Consider the following 20997-nt stretch of genomic DNA (forward strand, 5'->3'; position numbering starts at 1 on the left):
AAGGCGGGTATTCATTCGTTCGATTGGAATTATTCCCATAATTATATTTTAATTATAAGTATATTCATTCCATAGATTTATTGCACTAATTTCCTTTCTACCGTTGATCAACGACACGGTAAAACAACCTTATATGTAAATTGGTAAATAACATCTACAGTAGAATTATTTCTTATATAGGTATATGTGATTCTCTTACTACTAAGACGAGAATTTATTTCTCCTATATCCTCGCATTGGAAATACATCCATAGAGCTCTATTATAAACGCTCATGTTTGGACGATTATGCTCTTCATGCGGATAAAATGGCAGAAACTGACAGTAACAATAAGATGGATGCTCAACAAAACAAACTTTCCTCCTCTAACCGCCGTGAGTTCCTTCAGACGGCAACGGGTGTGGCCGGGCTGACGACGTTCGGAACGATAGGACTTGCTACAGCGAAAAACGACAACACGGGTCAATTCAGCGACGATCCGTTCACCCTTGGTGTCGCTTCTGGTGACCCTCTTCCGGACTCGGTTGTCCTTTGGACGCGTCTTGCACCAGAACCACTCCAAGCTGATGGTGGGATGCCGGACAAGAAAGTTCCAGTCACGTGGAAGGTAGCCACTCGTGAAAACATGCAGCAGGTTGTGAAAGATGGCACGGCGTACGCCCGCCCGGAACACGCTCATTCTGTCCACGTTGAGCCTGAGGGGCTCGAGCCCAACACCGAGTACTATTATCAATTCCACGTTGGGCAGAACAAGAGTCCAGTCGGTCGGACAAAGACTGCGCCAGCACCTGACTCGGAGATTGACGAACTCAATTTCGCATTCGCTTCCTGTCAGAACTATCCCTCAGGATACTACACCTCGCATCAACACTTGGCCCAGGAAGATCTAGATATGGTCTTCCACCTTGGCGACTATATTTACGAAGGCGGTGCACAGGGTTCATTTGGTCGTGGCCATGAACCACCGCGAGAGATCAAGAGTTTAGCTGACTACCGCATTCGACACGCACAGTACAAGTCTGATTCGAACCTCCAAGACGCCCACGCAGCCTTCCCCTGGTTCATTACCTGGGACGATCACGAGGTGGCAAATAATTATGCTGACGAGATCGACGAAGGTACTCCGCCCGAAGAGTTCCTTGAACGGCGGGCCGCTGCCTACCAGGCCTACTGGGAGCACCAACCGATACGCCGCTCGCGGATGCCCGATGGTCCCGACATGCCGCTCTACCGTCGATTTACGTTTGGCCAGCTCGCCGAGTTCAACGTGCTCGACACTCGGCAGTACCGTGATGACCAGACCCATTCCAGCGAAGAGGCAAAAGATCCTGAACGGACCATTCTCGGTGACGAACAGGAACAGTGGCTGCTGGATGGGTTTAATGAGTCTGCATCCAAGTGGAACGTCCTTGCGAATCAAGTTCCCGTCGCGGCGACAGACGAAAATGCGGACCCGACCGAAGTGGACTTTGGTGGTGGTGACAAATGGGACGGATATCGGGCCGATCGGCAAACATTACTTGATGCGATGGCCAATGATGCAGATCTTAATCCGGTTGTTATCACTGGCGACGTTCACCGCAACTATGCCTACAATCTCAAAGCCGACTTTTCGAATCCGGATTCCGAAACAGTGGGTACCGAATATGTGGGTACGTCGATCTCCTCGTTTGGAGATACGTCTGGACTCACTCAGTACGGCCCATCGGCAGGCGAACCCTGGCAACGATTCTATAATGTCGGCCGTGGCTACGTCCGGTGCACGCTGACGCCCGAGCAGTGGCAGGCTGACTATCGAGTCGTCTCGACCGTTGAGGAACAGAGCGCAACGATCGACACCCTCGCGTCGTTCGTGACCGAGGCTGGCAATCCAGGAGCACAGTTAGTCTCTGAACGACCAGAGGAAGAACCCATTGAGATCACTGATATTCGACCAAATCAGGAAGGAGACCTCAACAACGAGTACGCCACAGTGAAGAACGAAGGTGATTCGGGGATCGACATGACGGACTTCATCCTCAGCTTCGAAGGCGGACGCGGACAAAACTATACGTTTGGTGATGTCATCCTTGGAGCAGGCGAGACGATCACTGTCCGGAACGGAAGTGGCGAAGATACTGAATCGACCTTCTATACTGGATGGGACGGTGCAGTCCTGAACAACAGTAACCCTGACACAGTGGTCGTTGCCAACGACGAGGGCATCATTCTCGACGAAGAATCCTATCAACCGACCTAAGATCGATGATAGTCGGTGATTAGATTTTTTGATGGATGGGTGGCAGAGTCAGATAGGAATTGCTAGCGAGACTGGCACCTGTAATACTCGAACCTGAGGCCAGCCCCGTACGTGAAGTATTCTTTAGTCAAAACGAACCTTTGTAATGCAATGGGTTCTCAATTTCATCTTTGTTTATAATTTGCTACTATATATAGATAATATAAAACAGCATATAGTCTTATTCGAAATATCCACCAGTATGAAGAACAGAGAGTATGTCAACCGACGAAGCGCTCTCAAAGCGATGGCGGCTGCAGGAATTAGCATCTCATCCTTCGGTGGCAGCTCATCCGGCAAAGAAACATCCAAAAAGCAAAACCTCAAAACATCTGATCAACCACCATTTGACGTCACACCCGCAAAACGTGCGATTGAGCGAATGCTCGCTACTCAGACTGAGCACAGTAACCAAACCACTCGTGGCAAACAGTACGTTAACCAAATCGACTTCGAAGCGAGACCAACAAAGGACGGAGCCGATTATTTCGAAATTGGGGCGCGTGGTAACCGGCCCGTTATCAAAGGCACGAGTCCGGCTGTCCTTCTTACTGGCTTTAATTGGTACCTGAAGTACATCGTCGGCGCAAATATCACATGGAATGGTGCACAGTTGAATCTCCCAAACAAACTCCCTGCACCGTCACAATCGATTCGCAAAGACGCATCGGTGGACAATCGATTTGCACTCAACGACACCACCGATGGGTACACTGAACCGTATGAAAACTGGGACTATTGGGAACACGAAATCGATCTCTTAGCACTACATGGGATCAACAAAGTCCTCGTGTACCCCGGCCAAGAAGCAGTCTACTATCATGCGCTCCAAGAATTCGGTTACAGTGAAACAGAAGTGCGCAACTGGATACCGAATCCGGCGCATCAGCCGTGGTGGCTCCTGCAGAATATGTGCTGTTTCGCCAACCCGATCTCCGAGGAACTCATTCAAAAGCGGATTGGACTCGGACAGCAAATCGTCGAACGACTCCGTGAATTAGGGATGACACCCGTCTTCCCCGGGTACTACGGAACGGTTCCCCGAGACTTCGACGAGAAACACTCAGATGCACACGTAATTCCGCAGGGAACGTGGGCAGGTGGATTCGAACGACCAGGATGGTTGGATCCCACAGGCGAGTACTTTTCTGAAGTCGCAGAAGCCTTCTATCGTCACCAATCCGAACTGTTTGGCGACACCTCGATGTACAAAATGGACTTACTCCATGAAGGAGGGACAGCTGGCAATGTGGATGTTCGTGCCGCTTCGAAAGCAGTGCAGAAAGGGCTTCGAGATGCACACCCTGATGCGACCTGGGCGATCCTAGGATGGCGGGACAATCCATTGCCCGAAACGATTGAAGCGGTCGATACGAGCAAGATGCTCATTCTTGACGGTATCTCGGAGATGTATAGCGATCTGAACCGAGAACAAGAATGGAACGGCACACCATACGCGTTCGGCACTATCTGGAACTTCGGTGGCAATACGACGATGGGCGCCAACATGGCCGTCTGGAATGAGAAATTCTGGCAGTGGCACACAAAGTCAAATAGTGCGCTCTCGGGGATTGCGATGATGCCAGAAGCCGTCGACAACAATCCCGTGGCTTTTGAATTCTTTACCGAGTTGGCGTGGCGAGACGAACCTGTCGATTTCGACGATTGGTTCGAGACCTGGACGCGGTTCCGATATGGTAGCGAGGATGAAGATGCCGTAACAGCATGGCGTGCGCTCGCACAGACAGCATACTCGATGCCGGACAATGGTTCACGAACGATGGCACAGGTGGGGCTCTATGGCTCTCGACCGAGTTTCGATACGGTCTCACAGAGATATGACACCGCAGAATTTGCTCGTGCATTTCCTGCCTTACTAAATGTTGACCCCGCTCACCGAGACAACAGCGCGTATAGATACGATCTCATGGATGTCACGAGACAAGTACTCTCGAACCGCAGCTTCGACCTGATACCGCGTATCGAGACCGCGTATAACGAGCAAAATATTGAGCAGTTTCGTGAATACGCTGACCTATGGTTGCGCTACATTGAACTGATGGACGCAGTTGTCTCGACACATGAACAGATGCTGCTCGGACCGTGGGTAAAAGATGCGAGGTCGATGGCAAGTAGTGAAGAAGAAGCCGCGCGACTCGAATACGACGCCCGGTCACTCATCACTGTATGGGGCAATCAGGACGTCGCTTCCGTGCTCCACGATTATGCGAACCGAGAGTGGGCAGGATTGCTTGATGATTTCTATTACAGCCGATGGCAACAATTCTTCGATGAACGAGAGGCTGCATTGGTTGAGAACCGCAAACCTGACAAGATCGACTGGTACTCATTTGAAAGCAGGTGGGCCCAGAAACAAAACGACTATGCGATCGAGCCGACGGGTGACATCCATCAAATTGCCCAGCGCGTACTCGAAGAAATTCGCGATGATCCCTTGCCGTTTGGCAGTGATTGTTGAGCTGAAGAGAGAGCACTATTTTGATAATACTTTGGATTTGCGTTGAATACAGAACCTAAATTTCTATCTTTGACAATGTTTGTCTATTGTATCCCAAATTTTATTTCAATACCTTGGATAGGTGCTACTGTAATGAGTAATTCCGACGACCAGGATCAAGCTGATTTCCAAAGTAGCCCACGAGCCAGCCGACGATCATACCTCTCGTTTCTCGGACTCGGATCGCTTGTACTCGGAAGTAGCACCGTAGCAGCCAAGAACGAGAATCGATCAAAGGGTATGTCCGAACAGCGGACACCAACTCACGCCCGGGGTCCACGGCAGAATTCACTTGCAGAGAAATTCAAAACGCTTTCTCGTGGCACAGAGTGGCAACAGGTAAGTCAACAGCAAGTTAATTTTGATACGTACCATCCACAGGGGATGAGTAAGGTCGGCGATCAGCTGTTTCTCTCCTCTGTTGAAGTCCTGGAGCTTCCGGGTCGCTATACAGAGCGTGATGACGACAATGATAGCCCTGGTCGTGGTGTCGGGCATCTCTTCAAGATGAATGAACAAGGGCAGCTAGTTGACAAAATCGAACTCGGCAAAGAAGCCATTTACCACCCGGGCGGCATTGACTATGATGGAAACTATCTGTGGGTTCCAGTGGCCGAGTATCGCCCCGACAGCCGTTCGATTATCTATCGCGTCGACCCTGAGTCGATGGAAGCGACCCCTGTGTTTCGGGTTGCCGACCACATCGGTGGACTCATCTATAATGCCGACCGGGATTCTCTCTACGGTGTAAATTGGGGATCCAGAACGTTCTATCGATGGAATCTGACTGGCACCGGAGAGATCATCAATCAGAATAAGCCACTGACAGAACAAGCGATTCAGAATCCGGAACACTACGTGGATTACCAAGATTGCCAGTACATCGGCGATGACCTAGCACTCTGTTCTGGTGTAGCCGTTTATCAGCCGTCCAATGCTTCCGACGTCCAACTCGGTGGCATCGACTTAGTGGATCTCCGTTCAGTCACGCCGGAATATCAGGTTCCTGTTACTGAGTGGACTCCCGATGGAATGGTAATGACTCGAAACCCATTTTTAGCCGAAGAACGCACTGATAGTCTCCGTTTCTACTTCTTACCGGAAGATAATACATCACATCTGTTCACTTACGAGATTAACACGTCTCAGTCCCGATGAAACTCGGAATTTTTGATTTTTACTGAGGTCAAATGGGAGTTGGAGATACTCCCACTAAGTGTGAGTGCCGCACGGAATGAGCGGTGCGATAGATGACGGAGTATGGCAATCAGGTTCGAACCTCGTGAACCAAATTCTGACTGGTTTGCCCTTGACAATCAAGGGCAGATTATGCATAGCCTCCCTACTAATCATCTCTTTATATTTCATCTGACTTTGCTTATGTATAACTCTATATTTTCAAAATGAATAATAAATTGCCGTTCAACTGAGGGTGTATGGACAAGATTCTGAACTATTCTGGCTAATTTCCGTACAAATGAGCGACCACGCGAAAAACTGATGTGGGTTTGCATGTAATCGTATACTGTCGAGCCCGGGTGCTCGGCGTCACGAAAACAATAAAAATGCGACGTTTGGGCGAGTCTGCTTAGAGAGCTTCATTCGCCCTGTTTCCATCTTGTTACCACTACTCCAGCAGCGACGAGTATCCATCCAGAAGGTTACTGGCTGGCAATGATCGTCGCTCCGGTAGTGAAGAGTGCAACGGAAACACCATGCGACAGTGTCTCTGTCGTCATTTTGTCCGCCATTTCTGACGAACACGTAGGCATCTTCAGGGGAATCGTCTAAAACAGCGGCAGACGTTTGTTAGTATAGGATACTAACGGCTATTGCTTTCCTATGCTACTTAAGCAACTGTTCTGATTACTGGATTTTGACATCCATAGTTCTCTGCTATTGTCTTAGTGATGTCTACAATTGATACAAAACTATTATACTAGTAGCAGAACGAGTCCGAATTAGACATAGAGGAGACCTAGCATGTACCGACATGGCCACATCGGCATTACGCTCCTTACTCTTGCGCCAATCTCCTATGCACTCGTCCAAAATGGTCAGTTCGCATTTGCTGGATTGCTCGCTCTTGGCCTACTCTTCGTTGAACCTCTTCCTGACAATGACCACTGGATACCTGGACTTTCGCACCGTGGCGTGAGTCACTCGCTGCTGACCGCTTGCATTGTCGGACTCGTGTGTGCCGGGTGTGGCTGGGTTCTTGGACGGTATCTTACCGTCCCACTTGCGCACTGGCTGCAGACGACCGTCCTTCCAGCGACCAATATCACGGCAGTCACAATCGCGACTGAGCAACTTGCCGCACTCACTCCCGAGACACTCGCCGGACTCGGGTTTGTCATCGGTGTTCTCGGTATATGTGTCCATCTTGCCGGCGACATCATCACAGTCAGTGGTATCCAGCCGTTCCTCCCGTTCTCTCGACGGCGGATCTCACTTTCACGCCTTCGTGCGGCGAGCACACTCACAAACACTATCTTCTTGCTGCTTGGCGTGCTCGCGATGGTGACAGTCATTTTCGCACTCTCTCCGTTCGCAGGAGCCTTTCCGTAAGAGAATCAGACCCGAATCAAGTCCTATCGTTGACGATGATGTGACCGACCGTGAGACCGACAATCAGCAGTAAGAGGTGATTTGATGGCTACTCTGGCGTCACAATATCGTGCATGAATCGGTGATACTCTTCGACAGCCCAGTCGCCACGACCGACAGTCGCATACGCGTTTCGTCGCTTATCGCTTGCTTTCGTCTGCTTCGAGATCAACCCTTTCTCCACGAGTCGATCGAGGCCAGGATATAATCGCCCGTGATTGATCGGCTCGGGATAGATGTCTTCCAACGCCTCCTGCAGATCGACACCCTCAGCGGGCCCTAAGCGGTAGATGACGCACAACAAGTGTGCCTGAAAGGCAGTGAGATCAGTCGGGAGATTATAGGACGCAAAATCAAGAGTGGATTTGTTCTCGTGTCTGTCAGCAGAGTCGCCTTGATCGTATTCTGAATTAGTCATACTAGAGTGACTAATCTTCGCTACTTAAATCCTACTATAATATATAGTGAATAATCAATGTAAAACACGTGGAAGAATACGGGATCAACGCTCGTCTTTACTGGGAGAAGATGAGTAGAGACTATCTTGATCGTCCGAAACCATCTTCAAAATGAGCCCAGATTGCTCCCCCACGCCAGATAAAATTCAGTATATTATTCATAAGGGCTAAAGTTTTTATCACGGGAAAAAGAACGAAACCGTGTATGCACTTCCCATTCCGCCATCGAATTACGTCTCTGGTCACTGCCCTGCTCGCCTTCGGTGTCAGTACCGGTCTTGCCGCCGCTCAACAAAGCGAGATCAACAACTCGCTCAGTGAGATTGAGCAATTCGTCGCAACTACACTGGGCCAAATCGGGGTCATCGTCTTTCTCGTTGGCGCAGCGCTGTGGTTCGTCTCCGGGCGGAACGCAAGTCGCACACAGTGGGGCTGGCGCGCCCTCTGGGGTGGCGCTGGGATGATTGTACTCTCGGTCAGCTATAATGTGTTCGTCACTCTCTTTGAAAACCTTGCTCCGGGGGTGATCGTCCCACCGTTCTTCTAACGACGGTGCGTCAGTTTCGTCTCCCGTATATCATCGACCGACCATCGCCCTGAGCACTTTCCCCACGAATGCCACCACTCTCGGATACACGTCTTCGGCCACTCATTCTTGGACTCATTGTGTTGCTCCTATTGCTGAGCTCATTTGCAACTGGCGTCAGCACCAACCGATTCGCGAACGCCACTGACGTCTTCGTTTCTGATGACACAGACCCCACCATCGGCGCACTGCCGCCGTTCATTCTGCCAGACCTCCGTACGATTTTCCAGTCCCCGAATATCTCCGCAGCGAATGCCAGTCGCGCTCGTGATTTCACGTATGCAACGTCCCAGCCATCCTACGAAGTCGGGCCTCACAATCAGACGCTTGCCGAGTATCGCCATAACAACCTCCAGAACCTGCCGCACAATCGGTCGACCAGCGTGTGGTTTCCTGATTCGAATCGTACGAACGGCACCGTCGTCACAAATGCGCATGTGACGATCCTCGGGACACAGAACGGAACCCAAACCCGTCTGGGACGAACAAACACATCATCACAAAATCTCTTCTTGCTTCCCCGAAACGGGTCTCTTCTCGCCTCGCTCGATTACTCGACGGCGATTCCAAATCAGACCTGTACAGTCACGAATGGCACCAAGACCTGCATCAATTACTCCATCACGAGCCAGTCAATCAACCGGTCACTCAGAATCGGCTCGCAAACATGGTCTACTGGAGAGACTTCACAGGAAGCCAGAGCATCGCAGCCGCTCACATACACGAACGCACAGGCGACTGAACGCACGACAATGGTCGTGAAAGGAACAATCACAACGCAGTTGGCCATTCACAAGACCGTCTCAATTCGGACGAGTTCGGGGTGGGAGCAAACGAATGTGACCTCAAATACGACTCTCCTTTCGCATACTGTTCGCGATGCAGCGCCCGTCGTGATCACACCGAACCAGCAGCTCAACGCAACACAAACTCTCGTTACTGACAACGGCGACCTCAAACGGATTATTCTCCACCTCGACGGGCCCACGACAGTCACCAATCGTCGACACTGGAGTTACGCGACATTCAAATCGGGACAAATGCGCCTCCAAAATGTATGGGGTATCTACTCCCAGCATCGCTACCGGAATGCAACGATCGGTACCCAACGCCCCAACACGACGCTCTCACTCAATACATCACAGCCGTCAATCCCGCTTAACAGGCCAGTCAATCGCTCCTCGCCACTCGGCACGACCTCACAGCGAACAGTCCCGCCACCAGACGTGCTCGAGAAACAGCTGATCGCCATTCGAAGCAAGCCAGCAATCGCTCGCACAGCCTCCCAGACAGCGTCGACGGCGACTGTTAGTCGCGTTCGTACTGTTCCGCTTGCTCCAAAGGCTGTACCGCTTAAGCCGACCGTCAACCTCTCATCGGTTCCACCACGGGCGTCCACTCGTGTAGTCATCACGAACGTCGATCAGCCACTCACCACGCTCTACGATATTCACGGCGATGCAATTCCACTGAAAACGAGGACTGTCTCCGAACACCCAGCCTCGCTCACATTAACGAAACAGAATAAGAGACATGTTCGGATTGAACTCACTGACGCCCAGACCGGGAGCCCGATCACTAACCAATCGATCTACCTTCACGGGGCCGTCCAGGGCCGTGTCACCACCAACAGTGATGGTGTTGCTGTCGTCACGCGTGATGAGAGTGCTGTCGAGGCCACGTTTCGCGGTGTCGCCAACGATTCGCAGGGAATCTACTACGCCCCATCGCACAACCAGGTTCGATTTGCGCCAACACCGTTTAACATCTATAGCGCACTGGTGGCACTGAGTAAGGGGTTCGTGGCTGTCATCGCGTTTGTGCTATTTTATCTTCCATTTCACTATCTCCGCCGACGATAATTCATAAAGACTAAGAAAATATTTTTACGCGATGGTATTGATATACAAGCAAACACCATCTTTTTGACACCCAATGATCCCCACCCTCCAATCACACGGCACAACCATCGTTCACAGTGTTCCCAAGCTCGTACTCGACGCCAGCCACCTCCCCGCAGAGATGACGTCATTCGTTCTTGCCGCTGGATTCACCGGATGGATCGCGGATCTGTTCACCTGGCTCATGACGAAGCTCATGGGCTTTGTTGGACTGTTGATGTCCGGCGGCGTGTACACCTTCTTGGTCTTCGATAGCCCCTATACCGATCCGCAGTACCTCCAGGCGTTTGACCACCTATTGGGTATCTTTCCCCAATTGTTGGTGGTCGTGGTGATGGCTGGCTTTGCCTCACAGCCATTTTCAAAGAAAGCCGACGTGGATAGTGTCATCCTGGTTTGGAAAGCACTCAAGGCGATTATTTTCGTCGCCGTTGGTCGCCAGCTCATGCATTTCGGCCTGTTGCTCGTGAACGCGGTCATCGCCTACATCTACCCCGAGAGCTATGGCGCATTCGGGACGCAAGTGCTCAAAACCGGGATGGAAGGTGCAGCAGCTTCAGCAGGTGTCGTCGCAGTCGGCATGGTGATTCTGAGTGTAACCTCCATTGCTGGGATTCTCTTGTTGTTTGCGATGCTGGTGATTCGGGAGTTCCTTTTTGTCGCGATGTTTGTGACACTGCCGATTCTGGCAGTGATGCTCTATCTCGACTTCGGGCCGTTCGAGGATTCAGCGAAGGCCGCGAAGATGTTCATCAACGCCACGCTCTCGCTGTTTCTCGCAGGAATCTTCATGGCTGCCCTCATGTATGTTGGCGCTGCCGCGATCGGTGCCACTGGATCTGGCACAGCTACACATGCAGCAGCCACTGCAGGGTCGGATCCGGGTTCGTTTAATGATGTTCTCGAGTCGTTCCTCTTCTGGTTAATCGGTTTGGTGGCGCCTGCCGTCTATGGGTTGAAAACAGCCATGTCATCGGGTTTTGTCCCCGGTCGGATCCGCAGTCGTCGAAAACGGACCTCTGGACGTCGGTCGTCGGCATCAACAGGCGGGTCGCAGGAGTCGAGCCGTGCGAGTATCATGAAGCAGGCTCGGTTTGGTGGGAAACGTGCCGGCAGCGCTGCGACAACAGCGAGTGCTGCAGCGGGATCCGCGATTAGCAAGGCCGATAATCGCGCTACTGGAGGAAAAGTCACAGGGTCCATCAACTCGGCAAGTTCCGCTGTTGGAAAAACAAAAGAAGGTATTGGATCTACCGCTTCATCGGTCACTCCGGAATGGGCGAAGAAAAAGGGAATGAGTGAATATGGGAAAAAAGCTGGAAAACGTACAGTGAAAGACGCCCGTGCAGGAACCAACTTCACTTTACGGAATCTCGATCGCTCACCTCTCGATTGGGCAGAGGCAGGCCTGGAACATTATCGCGAAGACCCAATCATCGGTGTGAACGATGATAAAACGAAAGCAAATCAATATACCTTGGACGAATGGTCTGGCTCATCTACTAGTAAAGATCGGTCAAAGTAGATTTTGTTGACAGAATATATTTAAGAGCTAAAAAGAAGAGATGAACTGAACTATGGACGGCCAGGAAAACACTACGTCCACCACAGGAAAGAACTCCGCAACTAAGAGACGATTTTTTAGCGCTCTCAACACGATCCTACCATTTTTGCTAATGGTTACTTTGACATCAGTATGTTATCTCTTCATTCCGGTTGGTGTGTTCATAGTTGCTGGAAAATTAACAAGCCGAATAGGAGTTATCATTCCAGCGGTTCTTAGCGTCCTTGGTATTTGGTATCTGCCAACGATGATCTCAGGTGCGATAGCAGAGGCTATAGACATTCTTACTGGAAAGAATAATCGTGGTCAGGTGGGCGATCTCTTTGGGATGATAATTGGGACATCTTTGTTAACCATACTCTGGTTTCTCCCGCTTTGGAATCACGTTTTTCCTGCGTTTGCAGCAATTTTGCAGCCGTTTCACGTTGCCTCTATGTTCGATAACCCATGGTTGATAGGACTTAGCTGGCTCGTGTGTATCCCAATTCCAGTGTATGCGACGCTTTCAGCAATTGAAGATCAGGAAACAAATAATTCCACAAACGCAACAAAGAGTCAGCAGGTGAGTTTAACAGAGAGCGAGTCTGGTCAGCAGACACACGGAGAATTTCAAAAAAACCAATCCTCTACTGATAATCCCGATAAGAGTCGTCGAGCGACCAGTAATCAGCCATCTTCAGCACTCACCTTTGACTGGCGGTCAGCACCCACCATGAGGTTTCGCGATGTCGGTGGCATGGACACCCTCAAACGCAATATAATGCGGTCAGTTCTTCGCCCGCTCTCCCACACCGATGCTGCCTACGAGCGGTTCAACGTCTCGCCACCAAACGGTATCCTCCTGCATGGCCCTCCCGGTACCGGAAAAACACACTTCGCTCGAGCAATTGCTGGCGAACTCGGCCATCCATACCTCGAGCTGAGTGCTGGCGATATCAAAAGTCGGTGGGTCAATGAGTCCACTGAGCAAGTCAATCAGTTGTTCAATGAGGCCGAGCAATTCGACCGGTGTGTGATCTTCGTCGACGAGATTGACGCACTCCTCGCGGGTCGCGGAAACGATCTTCACCGGGAGCACGCCCAAGTCGTCAACGAGTTTCTCGCACACTTGGACGATGAAGACCCGAGCTTTCTGCTTATTGCAGCAACGAATCGTGCGGACTTGCTTGATGAAGCCGCGACGCGTCGTGGTCGCTTTGATCAGCAGTATGAGGTGGGTCTGCCCGACAAAAAGGCACGGGAACTGATTTTCCGCGTACGACTTCGTGAACTCCCATCGGATCTCGATGACGACGAGTATGAGACGCTTGCTGAACAGACAGCAGATCGCAGCGCGGCGGATATCGTCGGGATGGTCGATGATGCTGCGATGCGTGCGGCCGAACGCGACGCTGAGGCGATCACGAAAGACGATCTCCTTGAGTGTCGTTGACCAAACTCACCGACGCTGGAGTACCGTCTCTAACCGATCAAGAACTTCCCACAGTACCCGCACAGGATGTTCACTTCCAAACGCCACTGACTCATATGTGTACTCCTCAGCAGGTGTCTCTCGCTCTTGATAGTGTTCCCAGCCATTCACATGCGGATTTGGCTCGCAATGCCACCCGCAATCAAATCTCGACGGGTCACTATAGTGAAATGAAAACTCGGCTCGTTCGGTTGGAGCCTCTCCGGCAAACCATCGGATCGTGAGCGACCCTGACCGAGCCGATCCACTAAATACAGTGGGATCAAGCGTCGCTTGGATACGAGTGAACTGTCCATCTGGAACACCGCGTGCCTCGGTCACGCCTGGGTGTCTCCCAACGTTTCTTCGCAGTTCGAGCAGTATGTCGTGTGACGCCTCTCCAGCATCATACCCACCGTCAGCAGCAAACATGGGTAATCACGTTAGGCAGGTGCAGGCGCTGTGCCCGAGTAATCCGAGTAGTGTTCGATCGCATCCTCGATAAGGCGCAGTCGATACCGGACGATATCCCAGTCACTCGCGACCTGCCACACTTCTCGTGTTTCCGCAGCTGTCTCTACCTGCGCAGCCAGTTCACGTAGGCCATCTGGGGAGCGGACATCGTACTCATGTTGCCAGGATTCGATTTGCTCTTGGAGGTCAGCACGCAACTGGATGAGATCATCGCGATCGCGGTCATCCAGCAAGTCACGGAGTGCTCGCATCCGTGTGTAGAGCGGGTCAGGCTGATAGAGCGTTGCCTGTTCACCCGAAACAGTCTGGAGGACGTTCATATCGACGAGTCGCTGAAGATGGTCACGGGCAGTATTCCCAGCGACCAGGGCTTCTTCGGCGATCCAGTCGGCGGTGCGTGGTTGCGAGAGTGTCACGGCGATCGAGCGAACGCGGTCGAACGCACTCGTGTTTTCTCTCCACACGTCGGTTCCCGGTGCGTCAGTCATACTCGGTAATTGGTTGCGAAGTGCAATAATTCTATCGAGAGTGCAACTATATGCACTCTCTATTAGTCCATTAGGTATGTTCGTTAAGCATGCTGATGTTACAGAATCGACGTGATTGACGGCACCAAATTGGATTTTCCATTGTATGAGAACGAACGAAGCTGACAAGATATTATTGACGTTGCGGCGTACTTCGACCTATGACGATCTCTCGCAATCAACGGGACTCGCATCGGCGTTCGTCACATCGCAGCGAGAGTGATTGACAAGAGTCAGTCTCCTGTATATATCGCTGATCATCTTGATATCGCGCTCACGGAGATGTCTGAAGCTCTTTCATACTACTACTCACACGTGGATGAGATACATGTTCAGAGATACGAGAACGATGCTATGTTTGAGCCCATCGACGCCTATTCGCTCAAACCGAAAGAACTAGGTCAGTGACTGCCTCAGCGAAGAGCCTGCTGGATAAGCATGTGAGTCGCATCGTTGAGCGGGTACTCAAAGAACTTGAACAGACACAAAGTGGGTCTCTTTGTGCTCATTGGAATCTTTCGACTCTGTCAGTACCCCCTATATAAGTACATAGTGTTAACCGCAGTTTCACCCGAATGACCGTCGAACAGATTGGATTTTAACAGAACCAGTATTCTCCGATTACGTCCCCTGATTGTGAGTGAGCAGATTGCCATGGAGTGGTCAATCGGTTATTCGCAGGTTAGTATTCTATACTACTCGACGCTGCCCATCGATTTATACGGCATCAGTGGTTACTCGACCGTATGAGTAACTCTGACATGACACGGTTGTCAGTCGGGGATCGGGTGATCGACACCGAAGACGACGATCCAGACGTGGGGATTGTCATTGCGAGACCACCTGAGCAAACAATTGAGGATTGGGAATTTTCGACCAGCGACGGACCGATGACGACTGCCGACACGAATCCGGAGTATCCAGCCGACACGCAATTAGTCATCATTTCGTTCCGCTCCGAGCTGAACGGCTATTGGGAAGGATGGCAAAATGTCGAGCCAGACGAGTTATTCAACGGTGTAGAAGACAATGGCGTCCATCGGTATGGGTTTCCCGAACCGCGATTAGCACCCGCCGACGAGAATGAAAGTGAAACGAATACGGCTGCAGAGCTGACTGAGCAAAAAGCGAAACCACCGGACAAGTTCACGCCAGTTATCGAGCGCCTTGAGCAGAATGACTTCTCTGTTGCGTACAATGCAGACGCCCAGGAGCTGCTGGTTGAGAAGTACGGGGTTGAGCATACCATCGACCATGATGGAACAGTCCAGGGCGAGAGCGGAATCAAAGGGCGGATAGAGACGATTGTCAATCGCTTTCTCTAAGTTCAACAGGATCGTCCCTTCTACGGACTCTCTTCCTCCCGTAGTCGAGCTTCGAGAGCGTCCAACACTTCCCAGAGCACTCCAACAACCGAGGTCGCGGTAAGCGTGAACTCGTCATAGACGTAGTTTTCGTCCGGTGACTCCCGTTCTTGAGAGTGGAGATGACCGCTCACATGCGGATTTGGTTCGAGATGCCATCCGCAATCAAATCCCGAGGACTCGCTGTAATGAAAGGCAAAGTTAGCGGTCAGCGATGTGCGTTTGCGGTCTTCGAGGCTAGTTCTTGGTGGAAACGTCGGGTTTGGGTGCCATGTCACCCGGAACGTTGCAGTGTCCGCGTCGTGTCCGAAATACCGAGGATCGATGTCTGTCCGCACTTCGGCGTAGTACCCATCTGGAATGCCATGTGCGTTCGCGATTGCTGGATGATGATCCAGTTGTTCTCGCAGTGCTCGAAGGATACGGTGACGTTTCTCGGCTGACTCATCCGGGTTGTGTGATCCACCATCTGACCGAAGCGGTAAGCGTGATTTCCTCACTTCTGTGTCTCGTTCTGATTGACGGTGCGCCGCTAGAATCGGCCCTTTAGATGAATCAGTCATGCCGAGGCAGAGGGGCGAGCAGTGTAGGTGTCATAGTGATCAATGGCATCTCGGAGCAAGGAAAGATGATACTTCGCGGATCCCCAATCGTCTGCTTGCTGGAGACGAGTACGGGCCTCTTCGGCAGCAAGCTCTTCACCAGCGACGGTCGCTCGGAGGCCAGACGGATCATCGACCTCGTATTCGTGTTTCCACGCTTCGATGTCGCGCTGTATCGCAACGGCTTGTTCAGCGAGTTCGGCTGCTGAATTCTCGTTCACGAGCTCGCGGAGTGCGGTTAACCGCGAGTAAATCGGATCTGGATAGTAAGTTCGCCCGTTACTCGTATCGTCCGTGACGAGAATCCCAAGATCGACGAGTCGGCTCAGATGGTTTCGGGTCGTGGGTTCCGAAACGTATGCTTCGTCAGCAATCCAGCCTGCTGTCCGTGGCTCTTGGAGTGCGAACGCTACTGATCGCACTCGATCGAAGCCCGTCGTCTGTTCTTTCCACCGCTGGACATAGGACGGATCTGTCCCTTTTCCTGAATCCGACGATGAATCCGTCATCAGTACTTCTTCGACCCTACGTGTGATAATCTTTCCGTAGATAAAATAGTCTATCTCGATAACTACTGGCGTATCACATAGTCACCAAAGCAAACAATACGTTCAGGCCAAGACCACAGCAACCAGCAAGGCAGCCGCCAGTTTCTCGTTCACTATCCCGTAACGAGTTGGTGAGAGATGGGTTTACAAGCACCTAGCCCGATGAAAACGAAGCATGACAGCAACGACTCGCGATCGACCAGAATTTGACACCGTGCAACTCACAATCGAGCCAGCAGAAGCCCAAGAACTCGTTGACCAGTCATTGAAGGGGCTGCGGTCGTCAGTCACCGAGGACGGCATCTTCTTGCGATCGTCTGATGGAATGTTGGTCGCGATTCTTCGTGACGACTCACGAAACGATGAGCAGCATCGAACCGAACTCGCGTATCGCGTTGCCCCACCATCGGAACTTGCAACACGAAAGGGGAAGAAGATATTCGAGAGTCTCGAATCACACCGTACCTGATAAGGGAGTAGCGGTGGGACTGAGCGGCAGCGGATCGCAGCGCAGCGGATATCGTTGGAATGGTCGATGATGCGACGATGCGTGCGGCTGAGTGCGACGCTAAGGCGAACACGAAAGACGATCTCCTTGAGTTTCGGTGAAAAACAGCGGGCAACCCACTAGGCTCCGTCGAGTTCCTCGGCCAACCCGACGATGATGCCTTCGGGGCCGCGTACATAGCAGAGGCGGTACTCGTCTTCGTACTGGGCGACTTCGTCCACGAGTTCGGCGCCGTGGGGGCGGAGGCGGTCAAGGACTTCATCGATGTCGTCGACGGCGAACATGATACGGCGGATTCCCAGGGTGTTCACCGCCGGTTCCTCGGATCCGTCGTGGGTGGCCTCGGGCGTGATGAATTTCGCGAGCTCAACGCGGCCGTGGCCGTCGGGGGTCCGCATCATGGCGATGTCGTTCTGGACGTTCTTGAGGCCCACAACGCGGTCCACCCACTCTCCCTCGACGCGCGTCTCGCCCTCCAACTGCATGCCGAGCTCCGCGAAGAACGCCTTTGCAGCTTCGAGATCCTCAACCACGATGAGGACGTTGTCCATTTGCTTGATCGCCATGGCCGAATAAACTAGGTGAAGGGTGCGCAAATAGGCGTCGCTGGCGGGGGAAACGTGGCGGGAGGTTTCGTCGCGACCGTAAACCGGCCCCGACTGCTAAGGCAGGCAAGCCGGTTCCAGGCTCTCCTTACGTCCACTCGGGTCGGGGCATCGATGTTCCCTTGAACTGTATCTTGCACGCCGAATATGTCATCTACTGATGGTTTCAGCAGAGCCCGGAGCGGAGACTATCGTTTTTCGTCGACGATCAACGCTCGCGATCGTGACCGTCGTACACTGGACTAGCAGCGGCGGTTGAAAATGAGACGTTGTCGACCAACGCGTGATAAGGGGTTTTCAATGTATTCACAAACGTCGTAGAGGGCATCGGTTTCAGTCGTAAACAGTTACTTATCAGAGTGCTCGCTCGGGGAAACAGTCTGGACACAGTCGGAGATCCGTCTCGCTTGGGGCGACGTCTTTCTCTTCTGCGGCTCGAATGGTCCCCTCGCTCAGACCGCAGTCCGGGTCGGGTGCATGCGCTGTCTCTGCGAGTGCGAGAATCGTCATGAGAGAGAGATGGTACTGCGGTTGGAAAGGTGTTCGGGGTGTCAGCCGTTGCCACGACGAGAAGGCTTCAGAACCGGGTTTCGATTGCTCGAAGAGTAGAGTCACATGTGGGTGAGGTCATTCGTGGGTTAGTATGAAATACTAACTATTGGTTTGCCAATTTATACCCTTCCAACTGCAACTCGAAATTTCGAGTGAAGCTAACGCAGAACGCCTGTCGGTCGGGAACCACTTGATCGACACCGATGATGACAATCCATATACGAAGTTGTGGTGCCCCAATTTGGATCTTGCACGGTCTGCTGGCAGTTCCGACTGGCGGACTCGGTGGACTCGCCTATGGTGCGTTTGTTGCTGGTTCCTGTGCTGTTATCGGTATCTACAGGTGTGATTACACGGGAATCAGCATGAAGGCCTGCCAAAAAGTCTGCCAGTGTTAAATTTATATTTACTGTTTCTCTTAATCAATTATGGTATCTAAAACCCTCGTCACTGCCGTCGTCGCAGTCGTCGCAATTCCGGTTGGGTACCTACTCTACTCGACGCTTCTATCCGTGAATCTCGGTGATTCATTCGCCTTCACCATCGCTGTCGTCGTGATGATGGGGATGGCAGCGATTCTTCCGGGATTTCTCGCCGATTAGGCGGTATCTCATTCGGTCGGGAGGGGCGGTGGTTTCTTTTTCTAGAAGCCAACTACCGTCCCCTTCGACGTAACACCGCTCAGGTAGTCGCTGTCGTCGCAGGGAAGAACCGAATCGCCTGTACTACGTCGTCAAATTTCGCGGGCGACCACGTGGCAGGTCGTCGGGTAATACGTCCAAGTTTTCGACAACGTAGAGTGAAGCGGCGTTGGCGGTGACGCCGTTGTTCTAGGTATTGGCGGCGAGCAGCCAGGTGTACATCAACACGTCCGCTTTGTCGATCCTTGTTTAGCTACCAATGTTTTGCGTGTTCACTACTCATGAAATCCATAAGCGGAAGTGCACACACCCCGGGACCCTCGAACTAATCCATGTGTGATTTGTCCAGGAGGACGATCGCAGCGATTAAGCTTTGACGGGGGGCAACTGTAGTGCATGTGTCCAGAGCTGTCCTCGTATCACATCCAGCGTTTGCAGAGTGACGAGGTAGAGCAGGTCCAAAGTCGTCTTCAGGACGTGGGAATGATGTGGGAAGACATCGTCAACGCGGATATCTCCCCAGACAGAAGTGAACTCCTGACTATTCTGGATTGATTCGCGGATGGTGACTAATGCCATGTACGTTGTCATGAGTTAACATACAATGTCACCTTCCAAACAACTCTTAACAATATGAAGACATTAGTCTGTCTGGAACAGTACTCCGAGTTACGATAGAGAATGAATACACAGTGAGGTTTGCTCATTTGTTCCCATCCACTGTCGACAGTTCTTCCAGTATCACATCTTGCTCAGATTCGGTTTGAGTGCGTACGTAGCCGGGCTCCAATTTGGATCAGGTCTTGCCTGTTGTTCCTTCCGGATTCTACTGGTGGGGTCTACAATCTCGATAGTACCACACTATCACTCTAAGGCAATTGATTTCTGATTGAACAGTCACCTCGGTTTATTAGTTGTGTCGGTAGAGGAGTAGGAGCGGTCACGCCACTTCTCAGCGGAATCAGGTGGTGTTGCGAAACTAACCCAGTTATGACCTCAAACAACGATCCCCCAACAGACGAGCAGACCATTGATTCAATCACAGACCTGTGTACCGACGCAAAACAGCAACTCAACTCCCGACGCGACTTCCTCGGGAAAACCGCGGCCGGTGCGACAGCGCTCTCGCTTGCGGCAACCGGTGTCGGTAGTGCACACGGCGATGATTCGACGTGCAAGGACGATGATAAGATGACCGATATTGACGTGTTGAACTACGCGCTTACACTCGAACAACTAGAGGCCACGTTCTACACACGGGGGCAACAGATGTTCACTGAGAGCGAAATTGAGAGTTCGGACGCCGCCAAGCGCCTCGGCACATCGCTCCAATGTTCGACGTACGATTACTTCAACCTCATTCGAGATCATGAACAGACGCACGTCAAACGGCTCACCGAGGTTATCACCGATCTCGGTGGTACGCCCGTCTCTGGGCTGGAGTTCGAATTCCCGCTCGATAGTGTCCAACAATACTTCGTGCTTGCCCAGACGTTCGAAAACCTCGGTGTCTCGGCGTATGATGGTGCGATTGCACTCATCGAAAATCCGGACCTCCAAACGGCGGGCGCGACGATTGCGACGGTCGAAGCCCGTCACGCCTCGTATCTGAACATTCTCAACGCGGATGTGCCGTTTCCGACGGCGTTCGATGAACCGAAAACCATGGAAGAAGTCTTGGCTGCAGCCGGACAATTCATCGTCGACCAGTAAGTCGAAATCAGTCGCGCTCAATCTTTCTTTTAGACTTACTCTGGCTAGTAGTAACATCGATTGTCGAATTCTATGCCATTGTATTGCTACAAGGCAGC

19 protein-coding genes are annotated in these 20997 nt (G+C 51.8%); 13 read left to right on the plus strand and 6 right to left on the minus strand.

What is annotated here, in order from left to right; translation table 11 throughout:
- The first annotated feature begins 307 nt into the window (after positions 1-307).
- The 4 genes from OOF89_RS16365 (at position 308) to OOF89_RS16380 (ending at position 7367) form a co-directional block, all read left to right on the plus strand.
- Positions 308-2239 (plus strand): alkaline phosphatase D family protein, encoded by a 1932-nt coding sequence (locus tag OOF89_RS16365; RefSeq protein ID WP_266080675.1) that lies wholly within the window; start codon positions 308-310, stop codon positions 2237-2239.
- 241 nt (positions 2240-2480) lie between these two features.
- Complete coding sequence (locus OOF89_RS16370) at positions 2481-4757, plus strand: alpha-N-acetylglucosaminidase (protein ID WP_266080676.1); 2277 nt, start codon at positions 2481-2483, stop codon at positions 4755-4757.
- A 279-nt stretch (positions 4758-5036) separates the two neighbouring features.
- Positions 5037-5954: a DUF6454 family protein gene (locus tag OOF89_RS16375; protein ID WP_266080677.1), complete on the plus strand. Its 918-nt coding sequence runs from the start codon at positions 5037-5039 to the stop codon at positions 5952-5954.
- 825 nt (positions 5955-6779) lie between these two features.
- Positions 6780-7367 (plus strand): metal-dependent hydrolase, encoded by a 588-nt coding sequence (locus OOF89_RS16380; RefSeq protein WP_266080678.1) that lies wholly within the window; start codon positions 6780-6782, stop codon positions 7365-7367.
- 88 nt (positions 7368-7455) lie between these two features.
- Here the strand turns inward: OOF89_RS16380 and OOF89_RS16385 are convergent, their stop codons facing one another.
- Positions 7456-7824, minus strand: coding sequence for a helix-turn-helix transcriptional regulator (locus OOF89_RS16385; RefSeq protein ID WP_266080679.1), 369 nt, complete (start codon positions 7822-7824; stop codon positions 7456-7458).
- Between the two features lie 245 nt (positions 7825-8069).
- Here OOF89_RS16385 and OOF89_RS16390 point away from each other — a divergent pair, with 245 nt between their 5' ends.
- The 4 genes from OOF89_RS16390 to OOF89_RS16405 all read left to right on the plus strand — a co-directional run bounded on the left by OOF89_RS16390 (position 8070) and on the right by OOF89_RS16405 (position 13347).
- Complete coding sequence (locus OOF89_RS16390; RefSeq protein ID WP_266080680.1) at positions 8070-8411, plus strand: hypothetical protein; 342 nt, start codon at positions 8070-8072, stop codon at positions 8409-8411.
- Between the two features lie 68 nt (positions 8412-8479).
- Entirely contained in the window at positions 8480-10312 is a 1833-nt protein-coding gene (locus tag OOF89_RS16395) for a hypothetical protein (RefSeq protein WP_266080681.1), read from the plus strand.
- Between the two features lie 73 nt (positions 10313-10385).
- A complete protein-coding gene (locus OOF89_RS16400; protein WP_266080682.1) occupies positions 10386-11876 on the plus strand; it encodes a hypothetical protein in 1491 nt (496 codons plus the stop codon).
- 751 nt (positions 11877-12627) lie between these two features.
- On the plus strand, positions 12628-13347 hold the full coding sequence (locus OOF89_RS16405) for an ATP-binding protein (RefSeq protein ID WP_266080683.1): 720 nt from the start codon (positions 12628-12630) through the stop codon (positions 13345-13347).
- Positions 13348-13808: 461 nt separating this feature from the next.
- Here the strand turns inward: OOF89_RS16405 and OOF89_RS16410 are convergent, their stop codons facing one another.
- Positions 13809-14327: a DUF7342 family protein gene (locus OOF89_RS16410; RefSeq protein WP_266080684.1), complete on the minus strand. Its 519-nt coding sequence runs from the start codon at positions 14325-14327 to the stop codon at positions 13809-13811.
- 785 nt (positions 14328-15112) lie between these two features.
- On the opposite strand from OOF89_RS16410, the gene OOF89_RS16415 reads away from it, so the two are divergent.
- Positions 15113-15691, plus strand: coding sequence for a hypothetical protein (locus tag OOF89_RS16415; RefSeq protein WP_266080685.1), 579 nt, complete (start codon positions 15113-15115; stop codon positions 15689-15691).
- Positions 15692-15711: 20 nt separating this feature from the next.
- On the opposite strand, the gene OOF89_RS16420 is transcribed toward OOF89_RS16415, so the two are convergent.
- Both OOF89_RS16420 and OOF89_RS16425 read right to left on the minus strand, forming a co-directional pair.
- Complete coding sequence (locus tag OOF89_RS16420) at positions 15712-16230, minus strand: hypothetical protein (protein WP_266080686.1); 519 nt, start codon at positions 16228-16230, stop codon at positions 15712-15714.
- 59 nt (positions 16231-16289) lie between these two features.
- Positions 16290-16841, minus strand: a complete 552-nt coding sequence (locus OOF89_RS16425) for a winged helix-turn-helix domain-containing protein (protein WP_266080687.1) — start codon at positions 16839-16841, stop codon at positions 16290-16292.
- A gap of 214 nt (positions 16842-17055) precedes the next feature.
- Between OOF89_RS16425 and OOF89_RS16430 the strand changes: the two genes are divergently transcribed.
- Complete coding sequence (locus tag OOF89_RS16430) at positions 17056-17349, plus strand: hypothetical protein (protein WP_266080688.1); 294 nt, start codon at positions 17056-17058, stop codon at positions 17347-17349.
- A 158-nt stretch (positions 17350-17507) separates the two neighbouring features.
- On the opposite strand, the gene OOF89_RS16435 is transcribed toward OOF89_RS16430, so the two are convergent.
- Positions 17508-17954, minus strand: a complete 447-nt coding sequence (locus OOF89_RS16435; RefSeq protein ID WP_266080689.1) for a VOC family protein — start codon at positions 17952-17954, stop codon at positions 17508-17510.
- Positions 17955-18347: 393 nt separating this feature from the next.
- A complete protein-coding gene (locus tag OOF89_RS16440; RefSeq protein WP_266080690.1) occupies positions 18348-18503 on the minus strand; it encodes a hypothetical protein in 156 nt (51 codons plus the stop codon).
- Between the two features lie 470 nt (positions 18504-18973).
- Here OOF89_RS16440 and OOF89_RS16445 point away from each other — a divergent pair, with 470 nt between their 5' ends.
- The 3 genes from OOF89_RS16445 to OOF89_RS16455 all read left to right on the plus strand — a co-directional run bounded on the left by OOF89_RS16445 (position 18974) and on the right by OOF89_RS16455 (position 20899).
- Positions 18974-19147, plus strand: a complete 174-nt coding sequence (locus OOF89_RS16445) for a hypothetical protein (RefSeq protein ID WP_266080691.1) — start codon at positions 18974-18976, stop codon at positions 19145-19147.
- 435 nt (positions 19148-19582) lie between these two features.
- A complete protein-coding gene (locus OOF89_RS16450; protein ID WP_266080692.1) occupies positions 19583-19741 on the plus strand; it encodes a hypothetical protein in 159 nt (52 codons plus the stop codon).
- 435 nt (positions 19742-20176) lie between these two features.
- The gene (locus OOF89_RS16455) at positions 20177-20899 is read left to right on the plus strand and encodes a ferritin-like domain-containing protein (RefSeq protein ID WP_266080693.1); all 723 of its coding nucleotides are present in this window, start codon (positions 20177-20179) and stop codon (positions 20897-20899) included.
- Positions 20900-20997: the final 98 nt, after the last annotated feature.

This window comes from Haladaptatus caseinilyticus (assembly GCF_026248685.1).
Taxonomy (GTDB): Archaea; Halobacteriota; Halobacteria; order Halobacteriales; family Haladaptataceae; genus Haladaptatus; species Haladaptatus caseinilyticus.

Bases quoted from the DNA above. Each gene is read 5' to 3' on its own strand.
- OOF89_RS16365 (WP_266080675.1), top strand. From the start codon at position 308: ATGGCAGAAACTGACAGTAACAATAAGATGGATGCTCAACAAAACAAA.
- OOF89_RS16370 (WP_266080676.1), top strand. From the start codon at position 2,481: ATGAAGAACAGAGAGTATGTCAACCGACGAAGCGCTCTCAAAGCGATG.
- OOF89_RS16375 (WP_266080677.1), top strand. From the start codon at position 5,037: ATGTCCGAACAGCGGACACCAACTCACGCCCGGGGTCCACGGCAGAAT.
- OOF89_RS16380 (WP_266080678.1), top strand. From the start codon at position 6,780: ATGTACCGACATGGCCACATCGGCATTACGCTCCTTACTCTTGCGCCA.
- OOF89_RS16385 (WP_266080679.1), bottom strand. From the start codon at position 7,824: ATGACTAATTCAGAATACGATCAAGGCGACTCTGCTGACAGACACGAG.
- OOF89_RS16390 (WP_266080680.1), top strand. From the start codon at position 8,070: ATGCACTTCCCATTCCGCCATCGAATTACGTCTCTGGTCACTGCCCTG.
- OOF89_RS16395 (WP_266080681.1), top strand. From the start codon at position 8,480: ATGCCACCACTCTCGGATACACGTCTTCGGCCACTCATTCTTGGACTC.
- OOF89_RS16400 (WP_266080682.1), top strand. From the start codon at position 10,386: ATGATCCCCACCCTCCAATCACACGGCACAACCATCGTTCACAGTGTT.
- OOF89_RS16405 (WP_266080683.1), top strand. From the start codon at position 12,628: ATGAGGTTTCGCGATGTCGGTGGCATGGACACCCTCAAACGCAATATA.
- OOF89_RS16410 (WP_266080684.1), bottom strand. From the start codon at position 14,327: ATGACTGACGCACCGGGAACCGACGTGTGGAGAGAAAACACGAGTGCG.
- OOF89_RS16415 (WP_266080685.1), top strand. From the start codon at position 15,113: ATGAGTAACTCTGACATGACACGGTTGTCAGTCGGGGATCGGGTGATC.
- OOF89_RS16425 (WP_266080687.1), bottom strand. From the start codon at position 16,841: ATGACGGATTCATCGTCGGATTCAGGAAAAGGGACAGATCCGTCCTAT.
- OOF89_RS16430 (WP_266080688.1), top strand. From the start codon at position 17,056: ATGACAGCAACGACTCGCGATCGACCAGAATTTGACACCGTGCAACTC.
- OOF89_RS16435 (WP_266080689.1), bottom strand. From the start codon at position 17,954: ATGGCGATCAAGCAAATGGACAACGTCCTCATCGTGGTTGAGGATCTC.
- OOF89_RS16440 (WP_266080690.1), bottom strand. From the start codon at position 18,503: ATGACGATTCTCGCACTCGCAGAGACAGCGCATGCACCCGACCCGGAC.
- OOF89_RS16445 (WP_266080691.1), top strand. From the start codon at position 18,974: ATGGTATCTAAAACCCTCGTCACTGCCGTCGTCGCAGTCGTCGCAATT.
- OOF89_RS16450 (WP_266080692.1), top strand. From the start codon at position 19,583: ATGTGTCCAGAGCTGTCCTCGTATCACATCCAGCGTTTGCAGAGTGAC.
- OOF89_RS16455 (WP_266080693.1), top strand. From the start codon at position 20,177: ATGACCTCAAACAACGATCCCCCAACAGACGAGCAGACCATTGATTCA.